The sequence below is a fragment of the Corynebacterium nasorum genome (assembly GCF_032821635.1).
In the GTDB taxonomy this organism is placed as follows: domain Bacteria; phylum Actinomycetota; class Actinomycetes; order Mycobacteriales; family Mycobacteriaceae; genus Corynebacterium; species Corynebacterium kefirresidentii.
Genome location: NZ_JAVBIE010000011.1, coordinates 22,071 through 35,123 on the forward strand (window position 1 = coordinate 22,071; position 13,053 = coordinate 35,123).

The 13,053-nt window shown below is 57.8% G+C and carries 10 protein-coding genes, 3 tRNA genes and 1 pseudogene; 6 read left to right on the forward strand and 8 right to left on the reverse strand.

The genetic code is table 11. The annotated features are described in order from the left end of the window. Window positions 1-85: 85 nt before the first annotated feature. The 5 genes from RAE07_RS09270 to RAE07_RS09290 all read right to left on the reverse strand — a co-directional run bounded on the left by RAE07_RS09270 (window position 86) and on the right by RAE07_RS09290 (window position 5,874). Window positions 86-724, reverse strand: a complete 639-nt coding sequence (locus tag RAE07_RS09270) for a DUF8185 domain-containing protein (protein ID WP_200289015.1) — start codon at window positions 722-724, stop codon at window positions 86-88. A 42-nt stretch (window positions 725-766) separates the two neighbouring features. Next, the gene (locus tag RAE07_RS09275; RefSeq protein ID WP_034660154.1) at window positions 767-1,183 is read right to left on the reverse strand and encodes an acyl-CoA thioesterase; all 417 of its coding nucleotides are present in this window, start codon (window positions 1,181-1,183) and stop codon (window positions 767-769) included. A gap of 25 nt (window positions 1,184-1,208) precedes the next feature. Continuing rightward, the gene (ettA, locus tag RAE07_RS09280; RefSeq protein ID WP_317001749.1) at window positions 1,209-2,879 is read right to left on the reverse strand and encodes an energy-dependent translational throttle protein EttA; all 1,671 of its coding nucleotides are present in this window, start codon (window positions 2,877-2,879) and stop codon (window positions 1,209-1,211) included. 119 nt (window positions 2,880-2,998) lie between these two features. Then, a complete protein-coding gene (locus tag RAE07_RS09285) occupies window positions 2,999-3,640 on the reverse strand; it encodes a single-stranded DNA-binding protein (RefSeq protein WP_317001750.1) in 642 nt (213 codons plus the stop codon). A 182-nt stretch (window positions 3,641-3,822) separates the two neighbouring features. Further along, complete coding sequence (locus RAE07_RS09290) at window positions 3,823-5,874, reverse strand: bifunctional copper resistance protein CopD/cytochrome c oxidase assembly protein (RefSeq protein ID WP_317001751.1); 2,052 nt, start codon at window positions 5,872-5,874, stop codon at window positions 3,823-3,825. Between the two features lie 54 nt (window positions 5,875-5,928). Between RAE07_RS09290 and RAE07_RS09295 the strand changes: the two genes are divergently transcribed. The 3 genes from RAE07_RS09295 to cmrA all read left to right on the forward strand — a co-directional run bounded on the left by RAE07_RS09295 (window position 5,929) and on the right by cmrA (window position 7,866). Further along, complete coding sequence (locus RAE07_RS09295) at window positions 5,929-6,858, forward strand: LysR family transcriptional regulator (RefSeq protein WP_248099433.1); 930 nt, start codon at window positions 5,929-5,931, stop codon at window positions 6,856-6,858. 39 nt (window positions 6,859-6,897) lie between these two features. After that, a tRNA-Arg gene (locus RAE07_RS09300) sits at window positions 6,898-6,971 on the forward strand. Window positions 6,972-7,065: 94 nt separating this feature from the next. Beyond that, on the forward strand, window positions 7,066-7,866 hold the full coding sequence (gene cmrA / locus RAE07_RS09305) for a mycolate reductase (RefSeq protein ID WP_248099431.1): 801 nt from the start codon (window positions 7,066-7,068) through the stop codon (window positions 7,864-7,866). Here the strand turns inward: cmrA and RAE07_RS09310 are convergent. Further along, window positions 7,863-9,404: pseudogene (locus RAE07_RS09310) on the reverse strand (alanine/glycine:cation symporter family protein). The gene cmrA and the pseudogene RAE07_RS09310 overlap by 4 nt on opposite strands. 211 nt (window positions 9,405-9,615) lie before the next feature. Here RAE07_RS09310 and orn point away from each other — a divergent pair. Beyond that, window positions 9,616-10,263, forward strand: a complete 648-nt coding sequence (gene orn, locus RAE07_RS09315; protein WP_239207935.1) for an oligoribonuclease — start codon at window positions 9,616-9,618, stop codon at window positions 10,261-10,263. 49 nt (window positions 10,264-10,312) lie between these two features. Continuing rightward, a tRNA-His gene (locus RAE07_RS09320) sits at window positions 10,313-10,388 on the forward strand. Window positions 10,389-10,416: 28 nt separating this feature from the next. Here the strand turns inward: RAE07_RS09320 and RAE07_RS09325 are convergent. Both RAE07_RS09325 and RAE07_RS09330 read right to left on the reverse strand, forming a co-directional pair. After that, window positions 10,417-11,373, reverse strand: coding sequence for an MsnO8 family LLM class oxidoreductase (locus RAE07_RS09325; protein WP_317001752.1), 957 nt, complete (start codon window positions 11,371-11,373; stop codon window positions 10,417-10,419). Window positions 11,374-11,402: 29 nt separating this feature from the next. After that, window positions 11,403-12,674 carry a L,D-transpeptidase gene (locus RAE07_RS09330; RefSeq protein ID WP_524535622.1) on the reverse strand — a complete coding sequence of 424 codons (1,272 nt, stop codon included), beginning with the start codon at window positions 12,672-12,674 and terminating at the stop codon, window positions 11,403-11,405. Window positions 12,675-12,844: 170 nt separating this feature from the next. Between RAE07_RS09330 and RAE07_RS09335 the strand changes: the two genes are divergently transcribed. Next, window positions 12,845-12,917 (forward strand) — tRNA-Lys (locus RAE07_RS09335). Window positions 12,918-13,053 lie beyond the last annotated feature (136 nt).

Consider the following 13,053-nt stretch of genomic DNA (forward strand, 5'->3'; position numbering starts at 1 on the left):
TACTCGAAATGAGATCACCGGGCGCCGTTTTGTTGAACAGAAACAATGGACGCAGGCCCAACCCGTGTGCGCTAGGCGACGGAAGTTAAAACAACGACAGCCGGGTGGAACGGTAGATGCTGCCAAAGGGGGCGTCGAGGCGCACCCACCTGCCTAGCTGAGCCACCCGCAGGTGCCTCGGCACATCCATCGGTGCGGAAAAACCAGGGATCAAACCCAAATTGGTGCAGGCAAAAATCATGCGCATAGGGATTTCCACCGTGGCACCTTCCCCCTCGACCGTGACAACGGTCTGATTCAGCAAGCTGGATGGCGGGCCCATGGGGCCAGAAAATTGCCGGGTCAGTTGTTGACCCTTATCGGAGAGCTCGCGCACCACGGTAACCGGCAAGGTATCGACCACGCTGTAGCCAGTGGCCGGCGGAAGCGCTCCCGGCCACGACGCATCGCGGGCAGGTCCCAAATCTAGCGTTCCGCTCGATTCTTGCTCCTTGAGCAGCTCGGCCAGGGTAGCCGCAGAAACCACTGCCCCGTCGCGGGAAACGACGCCCTGCACGCGGCGGGAGGCAACCACCTCGAAAGGTGTGGTGACAAAGACATCGACGACGTCGTCAGTCAGCTGGCGTAGCCGCACCGAAGCACCCGAATCCAAGCCAACCGCGCGCGTGACAAGGGCCCGAAGGCCAGGTCCACCGCTTCCAATTTCTAGAGTCTCGGTGACCATGCCTTCGGGCCCTGCCTTTCTCATCTTCGCTCCGTTCCGCGGTTAATTGGCCGCGGTATTTTGCAGAATATCCTTTTCCTGTTCCGTCAGCGGACGAGGAGTCTGCTGCTGACGATCAATGACTACCTGCACGCACTCCACGGTTGCCGCGACTTCACCCTGGTCATCCTTGACCTGCTGGGTAGTGGTAAACGAGGTGGTACCAATCTGCGAAATGGTAGTTTCTACCTCCACCGTAGTGGTGTCCTTAAACTCCATCGGGCGAAGGAAGTCCACATCGAGGTGGCGCACGAACGCAATGAAGTCAAGGCCTTTGGAATAGATATGTTCCTTCGCAAAGGCCAAGCGCGCTTCCTGGGCGAGCTCGATGTAGTTTGCATTCATCATGTGGCCGTACATATCAAAATCCGACCAGCGGGTTTGAATACGATACGTGTGCACACTTGGGGTTGCCATCATTCTCCTCAGTAAAGGCTTCAGCTACTTAGCGGGTCAGCTTGCGGTGGGTCACGCGAGAAGGACGGGCTGCCTCTTCACCAAGGCGGTCGACCTTATTCTTCTCATAATCGCCGAAGTTACCCTCAAACCAGAACCACTGACCTTCTTCCACATTGCCTTCCCAGGCCAAGATGTGGGTACAGGTGCGGTCTAAGAACCAGCGGTCGTGGGAAATGACCACGGCACAGCCCGGGAACTTCTCGAGCGCGTTTTCCAGCGAGCCGAGGGTTTCCACATCCAAGTCGTTGGTCGGCTCGTCAAGGAGGATCAGGTTACCGCCCTCTTTCAGGGTCAGCGCCAAGTTCAAACGGTTGCGCTCACCACCGGAGAGCACCTTGGACGGCTTTTGCTGATCCGGGCCCTTGAAACCGAAAGCGGATAGGTAGGCACGCGAAGGCATCTCGTTTTGGCCCACGTGAATATAATCCAGGCCGCCGGAGACGACCTCCCAGACAGTTGCCTCGGGGTCGATATTCTCACGGTTCTGATCCACGTAAGACAGCTTGACGGTATCGCCCACCTCGACGGAACCGGCGTCCGGCTGCTCCAGGCCAACGATGGTCTTAAACAGGGTGGTCTTACCCACGCCGTTCGGGCCGATAACGCCCACGATGCCATTGCGCGGCAGGGTGAAAGAGAGGTCCTTAATCAAGGTGCGGCCATCAAAGCCCTTCTGCAGGTCCTTGACCTCCACGACCTTATTACCCAAGCGCGGCGGGGTAGGAATCTGGATCTCTTCGAAGTCGAGCTTCTTGTACTTCTCGGCTTCTGCAGCCATCTCCTCGTAGCGCTCCAGACGGGCCTTGTTCTTGGCCTGGCGAGCCTTCGCACCGGAGCGTACCCACTCCAGCTCGTCCTTCAAGCGCTTGCGCAGCTTCGCGTCCTTCTTGCCGGCAACCTCCAGACGCTCCTGCTTCTTATCCAGGTAGGTGGAGTAGTTACCCTCGTATGGGTAGAGCTTGCCGCGGTCAACCTCACAAATCCAGCCCGCGACGTGGTCGAGGAAGTAGCGGTCGTGGGTCACGGCCAAGACAGCGCCCGGATAATCAGCCAAGTGCTTTTCCAGCCACTGCACAGACTCGGCGTCCAAGTGGTTCGTAGGCTCATCGAGCAACAACAAGTCCGGCTCGGTAAGCAGGAGCTTAGCCAGCGCTACGCGACGGCGCTCACCACCAGAAAGGTTGGTCACCGGGGCATCGGAAGGCGGGCAGCGCAAAGCTTCCATTGCCTGCTCAATCTTGGAGTCGACCTCCCATGCATCAGCAGCATCGAGCTCTTCTTGCAGCTTGCCCATTTCTTCCATGAGCTCATCGCTGTAGTTGGTGACCATCTCTTCGGCGATCTGCTCGAAGCGCTGCTTCTTTTCAAAGATTTCGCCCAAGCCCTCTTCGACGTTGCCGCGCACGGTCTTCTCGTCGTTGAGCGGCGGCTCCTGCTGCAGGATACCCACGGTGGCGCCCGGATCTAGGAAGGCCTCGCCATTGGAAGGCTGGTCCAAGCCGGCCATGATCTTCAAAATGGAGGACTTACCGGCACCATTGGGGCCGACCACGCCAATCTTGGCACCTGGGTAGAACGCCATTGTTACATCGTCAAGGATGACCTTATCGCCAATTGCCTTACGCACGTTTTTCATCGTGTAGATGAATTCGCCCACTTTTACCCCTTTGCAAAAATTTGGGAGACGTATTTATCTACACAAACACTACATCAGAACCACCGCTCGAGTGCCTCGGGTCAGGTACGCCCGAGGCGATCAAGCCAGGGAGGAAACGCTTAAGCGTTCACTGGGGCAGATTCTGCCTCGGCAGCCTCCTCTTCCACTTCGGCGTCGAAGGCATCTTCTTCCCCACCGCGTGCAGCTGCGGCTCGTTCGGCAAGGTAGCGGTCCGCTGCGGTATCGGCAGCGGTGTCTCCCTGCCCCGCCTGCTGCGACGGCAGGCTGTGGTCCACGTCTGGTTCGATAGCATTGTCCCCCAGCTCTGGGACCGCGATATTTTCCTGGTTGTACTGCGGGGCGAGGCGCTTTGTACCGATAACGTGACGGTTCAAGTCCAGGCCCACGTACTGCGCCTTAATATACGTGCGGAAATGATCGGCACCCTGGTCATCACGCCATTGTTCGGTAACGAGAGACCCTACGATGACTAGAGGCATGCCTTTTGCCAGGGATTTGCGCACGTTGATGGCGAATTGATTCCACATCTCGACGTCGATATAAAGATGATCCACGTCACGCCACTGCGGCGCCTTGGTGTTGTGCCCTTCCGTATTGTCCATACCGGCATCGGCTTGGCGGTCCGGAATCCGGCGCGAGGAGGCGACGCGCAGCTTGGCTTTATAGGCCCCAGTGGAGGTTTTGGTCAAGATTGGGTCGCGAGTAAGGCGACCGGTCAAGGTAATTGGGTATTGGGACATAGTGCTAGAAAATCCTTTGCTGGATAGTTGGGTTGGCGAGTGTGGTTTTCCTCGCTCGTTTGCACATCCTGATGCCCGCGCACAAGCCACACCATGCCGGCGACCCCAACCCTGTGAATAACTTGTTGTATCCGTCAACGAAGGACAGAGTTTGGGGAGATTTTTAAACGGTTATCCACAGGCTAGCGCCCGCGGAAGCTCGATTCATCGCCGTGTCCCATATCCTGCAGCATCGCGTTATAGCGTTCCAATTCGGCATCATCGTCCGCATCCGCCTGCATATCATGGCGGCGGGCGGTAGCACGGTCATCGCCCAGCCAATCCAGGAAGAGCTTGCCAAAGACGATGACCAGCGGGAACTGGCCAAAGCCCCACGCAATGCCGCCGCCCACGCGCTGATCTTGGAGCAGATCCTGATCCCACGGCAGGTCCAAATACTGATAGAAGTCGGCACCCAGCACGCTTTGCAGCTGCATGAGATATACACCAGCAAAAAGGTGGAACGGCATGGAAAGGAATAGCACGGCCAAGCGGAATGGGGTAGATCGACGATTGGGAAGCGGGTCCGGCCCGATGATTTCCCAAAAGTAGAAGCAGCCAGAAACGATGAACGCAAAGTTCATAATGAGGTGGCCTGCGTGTTCCGAGATGGCAAATTGATACAGGCTCGGGAACAAATACAACACGTACAGGAAAAATAGGTACTGCACGAGATTGACAAACGGATTGGTAATAAACGCGACGACCTTAGATTGGGTGGCCGCCAGCGCATAGTCATGCAGGCTCGGCTGACCCTTCGGCCCAGGCTCAAAGGCCTCCATAAGCAGGGTCAGTGGCGCACCAAGGACGAGCAGAAGCGGTACCGCCATCGACAAAATCATATGTACCAACATGTGCATCGAGTACATCGCTGGCATATAAAGTCCCAGGCCGGTAGACATCACGAGGGTCATACCCAACGCGCCGCTCATAAACCATGCAGTACGTCCCTTGTTCCACGTCAGGCCACGCTTATGCACGCGGTAGACGCAGTAACCATACGCCGCGGCCAAGAGCAGGCCAATGGTGCCGAACATGATGTCAAAGCGGAACATAGTCCACACGTTGAGCACCGTGGGCTTTTCAAAGAGCTCATAACCCATCAAAATCTGCATCGAGTTGAGGTTCGGATCACGCGGCGCTGGGGGCACGGTGCGCCCCAGCGTAATGGCCACGCCAATGGTGCCGGCCATAACCGCTACTTCCACAATGGCGATACGGATAAAAAGGCGCGGATCCTTGCCCAGCTGCGGGATGGTGAGCTCGCGGTGAGCAAGGCCGAAGATTCCCAGCAAAATCGTGAGTACGAACTTAGTGATCAAGATGATGCCGTAGGCAGAATCCACCAAATCGGAGATATTCATGCGGATGAGGGTGTTGATCAAGCCCGATACTGCCAGCACCACAATGGCCATGAAGGCAATGCCGGAGTAACGCTTTACCGCAAAGGCGAGATTGGGGCCAAGGCGCCGACCATGGGCGATTAGCGCCATGAGCCCGCCTACCCACAGCATGACAAAGACCAAGTGCCACAGGAGCGAATTGGTGCCATAGTCGTGGTCACCACCAGCCGCGGAATGGCCTTCCATGCCGATGGGCACAACCTGCAAGATGGACAAGAAAAGCAGCACCGGCTGCATCGACCAGCCGCGACCGCACAGGCCAAGAACGCCCACGACAAGGGCGATGAGTACGGAGATTCCCCACACAATGGTGGTAGAAATTTCCGTCAACGCCATCTTCATAGTGGAAGGTTCAAATACCTGAAAAAATGGCGCTCCGGTGAGATCGGACATAATGAGCGGAATTTCCACTAGCCCCACGGCCGCCATGCCGAAGGAAGCCCAGGTACCTGTGCGCGCGGCGATGTGGCCGTCGACGGACAAGGGGGCGTCGATAAGCGCAGCGTTGTCTCCACGCGGAGCAATGAGGAACGACGAGGCGAGGAACGAGCCGATGGACAAAGCCATGAGTATCCAAGCCAAGCCGCGAAAGAGCGGCAGGCCAAAGGTGGTAATGCGGCCGGGGTCCGGAATTCCCAGGGCCGCTAGGGAATCGGCGAGGAGAAACAGGGAAATGAAACCAGCGATCAAGCCGGCAATAAGCATCGCTGCGACATAAATTCCCCAGGAAGAACGAGGTTTCTTCCCCGCCTTATTTACACTGTTAACCTGCTCATTTGCCATAGTGCGCATTGTATAGCGCAACCTAGTTCCCCACCTAACACACATTTTGTCTTTACATGTGCCATGATGGAGCTTATGGACACCCGTCAACTTCTTTATTTTCGCGCCGTTGTAGACAATGGCTCTTTCACGCACGCTGCCGAGTCCCTCGACATGACCCAGCCGTCCCTGAGCCTTTCCATACGAAAGCTAGAAAAGGAACTTAATGCCCAGCTCCTTTCGCGCGGGCGCTCCGGCGTCTCCACCACGGAGGCCGGCGATTATGTCTATGAAACGGCCGTCAAGGTTGACGCTTTACTGAACGAAACCCAGCGCCATATCAGCGAAATCACCGGCGACAAGGCCAGCACCGTTTCCCTCGCCTCCGCCCCCATTTTGAACTGGGAATTTACCCCTTCCGCCCTGGCCGAACTGAAGCGGATTTACCCCACTGCCACTATCTCGCTGGACGACGCCGCGCCGGCCACCGCCATCAAACGCCTGCTGGATGGCCAGGTAGACCTAGCGCTTTTGCCGACATCCGACCCAAAAGCCTTCCTCCGCCGCTACGCCCACGAGCTCACCATCCACCAGGTGGCCACGTTTGATTACTCCGTCGCCCTACCCCAACGCCTTGCAGGGCTAGACTCTCCCGTCTCGCTCGCGGACCTGCGCGGCGAAACCTGGCTCATTCCGCCGCGCAGCCGCGAGCTTCCTGAGCTAGCAGAGTTCTATAGCGACCTGTGGAATAGCCGCCCTGGCCTCAAGCCAGAAAGGACCCAGGAGGTAGCCAGCCTCAATAGCGCCATTCCCATGGTCTCCAGTGGCCTAGGCGTAAGTATCGTGCCCAATTGCGCGCCTGCTGTGCAGCCACAGGGCATTATCAACCGCCCAATTTCCGATGAGCTGCCGCACTACTACGCCATCGTGGCCTACCGCACGGATCGCGAGCTGACCGCTGCCGCCCAAGACTTGGTGGACATCCTGCGCGCCCCGCAGCGCACCCTGGCTTAGGTTTCCCCGCCGTCGTGGGCTACTATAAGTGGGTCATAAGCCCCCATAGCTCAGTGGATTAGAGCAGTGGGTTTCTACCCCATGTGTCGCGGGTTCGAATCCTGCTGGGGGCACCGTGTGAAGCCTTGAGGCGCCGAGTTTCTCGCCGCTTCAAGGCTTTTTGTTTACGCTAGGTCTCACCATGCCCCACCCCGGAAAGGAATAACCATGTCACTTCCCGCCCCCTCCCGCACCTCCTATGCCCTCGTCACGGGAGCCAGCCAAGGCATTGGCAAAGCCATGGCACAGGATTTCGCTGCCCTGGGTTATAACGTCATCCTCGTGGCCCGCCGCCGCGAGTTACTGGAGTCCATCGCTACGGAGCTCAAGCAGCGCCACAATATTGACGCCATCGCCCTACCGGCGGATCTCGCCGTGGCTGACGACGTCGCCCGCGTAACCGACACCATCGCCACCCACGAGGTGTCGATCCTGGTTAATTCCGCCGGCATCGCCAGCTTCGGCCCCTTCATGGACCAGGACTGGTCCTATGAGACAACCCAGTTTGAGCTGAACGGCACTGCCGTCCACCGTCTTACGCGGGCTGCCTTGGAGCGGATGCTGCCGCGCCGCAGCGGCGCCATTTGCAATGTCGGCTCTGCCGCGGGCAATATCCCCATCCCCAATAACGCCACTTATGTCTTCACCAAGGCCGGCGTTAATGCGTTTACAGAGGCCCTGCACTACGAGCTGAAGGGCACCGGGGTCTCTTGCACCCTGCTTGCCCCCGGCCCCGTGCGCGAGGCCACCATCGCCGAAGAAGACCAATCAATCGTGGACAAGGTAGTTCCAGATTTTTTGTGGACCACCTATGAGTCTTGCTCCCAAGAAACAATTGCAGCGATGCGCCGCAACCAGCGCCGCGTGGTGCCAGGGCCCTTGTCGAAGGCTATGAATACCCTCAGCCAAGTGCTGCCCACCCCGGTAATTGCACCGCTGGTGGGCAGCTTCTACGCCAAGATGGGCTAAGCCCCGGCGTCTTCTAGATCCTTGTTTTTGAGCACGCTGTCCTCGCCGCGTGCTCGCTTGCGCTCTACCCAGAAGTCTGCATTCCTGATTCCCAAGGCCTCCGGGTCGAACTGCGGATCCTTACCAGCCTTCTTCTGCTTCTCATAGTCTTTGAGTGCCTTGATGGCAGGAACCTGGAGGAAGAGGATGGCAATGATATTAAGCCATGCCGTCGTGCCAACGCCGATATCACCGAGCGCCCACGCCGCCCCCGGACTGGTGGTAGCACCGACGATGACGGAGACAATAATCAGCGCGCGCAGCACCCAAATCAGGCCACGGCGGACAGCGCGGGAGCGTACCCACCGGTTGAAATAGGTCAGGTTAACCTCGGACATGTAGTAGTACGCTAGGACCGTCGTAAAGGCGAAAAAGGCAATGGAGACCGCGATGAAGGTGGGTCCCCATCCTGCAAAGACGCTATCGAGACCGGACTGCACGTAGCCAGGCCCCACCTCAACGCCTTCTGGCAGCGAACCGTGCTAGACCACTTCACCATCCTCGGAGCTACCGCGGAAGACGGTGTACATATCCGTAGAAATGATCATGAACGCGGTAGCCGAACAGACAAAGAGCGTATCGACGTAGACCGCAAAGGACTGCACGAAGCCCTGCTTAGCTGGGTGGGAAACCTCAGCGGCTGCAGCGGACTGCGGACCGGTGCCTTGACCGGCTTCATTGGAGTAGATGCCGCGCTTTACACCCCACATGATGGCCGCGCCGAGCATGCCGGAGAAGCCGGCTTCCATATTGAAAGCAGATTTGAAGATAAGCCCGAAGACCTCTGGAATCTGCGAGAAGTTCATGCACATGACCACCACAGAAATCACAATGTAGATAACCGCCATAAATGGCACGACGATGGTGGCGAAGTTCGCAATACGCTTAACACCACCGATAATGATGATGGCCAAAATGCCCGCCAGGACAACGGCCGCCCAGGTAGAGTTCACACCCCACGCGGTATCGGCCGCAGCAGCTACCGCGTTGGCCTGAATTGCGGGAAGGAAGTAGCTGGTTGCCAGGATCATAGCGACGGCAAAGACGATTCCGTAGACCACCATGAAGGGTGCGGCTTTAGTGTGCTTGTAGGCCTTCTCGATGTAGTACGCAGGCCCTCCGCGGTATTCGCCGGTGTCTTGGTCCTTTTCCTTGTAGATCTGGGCCAACGTACATTCGATAAACGAGGTGGACGAGCCGAGTAGCGCTACGGCCCACATCCAGAACACGGCACCAGGTCCACCGAAGGCAATGGCCGTGGCCACGCCGGCGATATTACCCACACCCACGCGGCCAGATAACGAAACCATCAAGGACTGGAAGGAAGAAACGCCGTCTGCGGATTTTTCTCCGTTGACGATCTGCTTGAGCATGTCCGGAATGCAGCGCACCTGCAAAACGCGTGTCACCACGGTGAAATAAATACCCGCGCCGAGGCATAAAAACACCAAGACGGGGGACCAAATTACGGTATTGAGGGCATCGAGGAAGTTTGCCATCTGGTCTCTCCTAAGTCTGTCGCACCTCCCGAATGAAGAGCGATAACCCAGAGTATGCCCTAACTCACACTAGTATATGAGGCAAATCACCAATTATTTTTATGCAGGATGGAAACACACTCGCGGGAAGGCCGCCCTCCCCAGTGGCAATCACCCCTCCAGAACAACCCCGCCCGTACCCCATCTAGGGGTAAAAGGAGGCGGGAGTAGAATGGGCCGCATGCCACATTCCGACATTGCCGCAAAGCACGACCGCCTCGTTTGGATCGATTTGGAAATGACCGGCCTGGACCCCGAGCGCCATGTCATCGTCGAGGTCGCCGCCGTCATCACCGATGGCAATCTCAACATCCTGGGAGAGGGCATCGATCTGGTCGTCCACGCCACCGAGGAGGAGCTGGCACAGATGGATTCCTTCGTCACCGAGATGCATGCCAATTCCGGGTTGGATAAAGAAATCCGCGAGTCCACCACCTCCATCGGCGAGGCCGAAGATGCCGTACTTGCGCTCATCAACGAGTACTGCGATCCGGAGCACCCCGCTCCCCTGGCCGGCAATTCCATCGCCACTGATCGCACCTTCATCCGCACCTATATGCCCCGGCTCGATAGTGCCCTGCACTACCGCATGATCGACGTGTCCACCATCAAGGAGCTTGCCCGCCGCTGGCACCCGCGCGCCTATTTCAACCAGCCCGATAAAGGCATGGCCCACCGCGCACTGCAGGACATCATCGAATCCATCCGCGAGCTAGACTTCTACCGCCGCAGCGTCTTCCGCACCGATGAGGGGCCTACCTCCCCCGAGGCGGAGCAGATTAAGGCGGAAACCACCGCAGATTACCAGGCGTTTTTGTAATTTAGGCGGCGTGAGTTAACCTATATCTCGTTGCTTTAAAGCAGCGATGGTGGCTGTAGTTCAGCTGGTAGAGCACCAGGTTGTGATCCTGGGTGTCGCGGGTTCGAGTCCCGTCAGCCACCCCAAGTGCCCGAGCCTCGCGCTCGGGCTTTTTCAGTTTTCTACCTGCATGCTCGCCAACAGCTCCTCCGAACGAGCCCGGCCAGCAACATCTGGCATATCTCCGGTGACCACAAACTCACTAACGCCTAGCCGCTTGCCGACGCCCCTTAGTTCCTCCCTCACTTCCTCCACCGTTCCCCAAACGTCATGGGCCAACGCCTCCTCAATGCGCCGTCGCTGCTGCCCCGTGAGGGCATCCATGTCCAGCTCGCCCGCCGGCCGCAAGGTCGCGAACTCGCCGGTCGATTGCGCTCGCACCTTCGCATAGGCTTCCGGCAACAAGAGATCACGGGCGGCCGCGGACGTCTCGGCAACGGCGATATTGAGCGAAGAGATAATAGGCGGGGCGTCGGCAAGCGCATGTTCGCGATACACTCGCGCAGCGGCCTCCTGCGTGGCTACAGGACCGCCCAGAATGACACCAAGTCCCAACTTTGCCGCCACCATTGCCGAGCGAAAGCCCGCCAAAACATAGAGCGGGGTGCCCCTATACTCAGGCCTGACCGTCACCGCCTCTTCGCCGCGCAGGTAGCGCAAGAGCGTGGCTAGCTCCGTCTCGAAGCGCTGCTTCACCTCGGCCGGCTCCCCCTGGCGCAGCGCCTTTCGCACCGGCGCGGTAAACCCGACGGAGGAGCCAATCCCTATATCAATGCGCCCGGGATACAGCGCCTCGAGGAGATTAATCTGCTCGGCCACCAGAAACGGCGGGTGATTGAGCAACATAATGCCGGCCGTGCCCACCCGAATGCGCTGCGTCCGTGCCGCAACGTGCGCCGCGAGCATCCCCGGCTGCCCCGCTGGTATTCCCGGCACACCGTGATGTTCGGCCACTAGAAAGCGCTGAAACCCTAACTTCTCTACGTGCCGGGCGTGTTCGGCCACCTGATCCAGTGGGCCGGCTGCCCCGCGGTCCAAAACAGAAAAGCGCATGGCCACCACTGTAGCCATGCGCTTGTGCCTTGCGCGGCCCTTAGCCGCTACTGATTAGCGTCCGTGTTACCTTTAGACCACTCGTCCCAGGACATATTCCAGTCACCGAGACCGTCCAACGCATTAAGCGTCTCGCCGTAGGTGTTGAATACCCGCACCACGTCGCCACGCTTCATCGTCTCCTGGAACCACTGCGCAGCCTCCGGCGTCACATTGACGCAACCGTGGGACGTATTGGTATTTCCCTGCGCCCACACGGACCACGGAGCGGAGTGGACATAGATGCCGGAATAAGACATTTGCGTAGCCCAGTCCACGGTCGTGCGGTAGCCGCCCGCGTCATGGGCTAGGCCAAAGGTCTCCGAGTCCATGACTAGCTGCGGGTGCTCATCGCCGATAACGTAGCGGCCATTGGGCGTATCGTACTGATAATCGCGGCCAAGCGAGACCGGGATGGCACGCAAGAACTTCTTATTCTTAAAGACCTTCATCGTCTTGGTGGCGTTATCAATAATGGCCACCGTGCGGTCACCGATGGTGAAATTCGTCTTGGCGTTTTCACCGCCATAGATTCCCCCACCTAGGTCCTTGCCATACTGGTCCACCTTTACTTCAACCTTAGTGCCCGGCTCCCAGTAATCCTTCGGACGCCAGCGCACCTCCTGGTTATTGACCCAGTGGAAAGCACCTTCCACTTTGGGGTTAGTGCTCACAGTAATGGTCTTTTCAGCCGCCTTCCGGTCCGTAATAGGAACACCGAAGTTCACACCAATGACCTGTCCTACGCCAACCTCAGAATCCGGAATAGGGGTAAGCGAGACTTCGGCAACACCCGCTGCTTGCGGGGTGGAAAAACTGAGGTTCTTCTTGTTGCCATCTACATCGGAGGCCGCGATGGAATAAGTGTGGTTATAGCCCAAGTCCTCCGCAGTAGACCACGTCTTGGCGTCTTTAGAGAGCTTTTCTTTAACTTCCACGCCCATTTCATTGGTCATGGTGACGCTCTTGAGCTTGCCCGTGGTCTCCACGGTGACAGGCTTAGACGGATCTACATCCGTCGCCCCGTCCTTTACGGAGGCTACAAGGCCGTCTTTCTTTTTGTCGGACTCTTTGCCGCCATCCTTGTCTCCATCCGCATGTGCGGCGGCGGTGGATTCTTGGTCGGCAGCCTGATTCTCGGCTGAGGAATCAGAGGAGCAGGAGGCGGCGGCTAGGGAAATGCACGCAACGCCCACGGCCGCTACGAGACGGCGCGCGATAGGGAGGGAATTTTTCACTGAGTTGCCCTTAGACACGTAATTGCTGCTTTCACAGACCAACATAGATTAGCGTCTCCCTCCGCCAATTACCAGAAGCCACTTCAGGCATTAACCAATTTGTTATACACCCTTTAAAAACCGCTTTGACCAGGCGATTTTACACTTTTAAAGAATGGCTGCTAGAGTATCTACTCGTTGCACAGAGAGCCACACGGCAGGAAGTCAACAATGCGCCATTAGCTCAATTGGCAGAGCAACTGACTCTTAATCAGTGGGTTCGGGGTTCGATTCCCTGATGGCGCACAATACGAATCTCGAGGCGTTGTTCTTAGAACGGCACCTCGAGATTTTTCTTTTTATGAGCCAGTCCTTGTCACCGCGCCGCACATGACTTATGTGCTCACGGCGCCAAGAAACCAGATGCCTGATGGCTCACCAC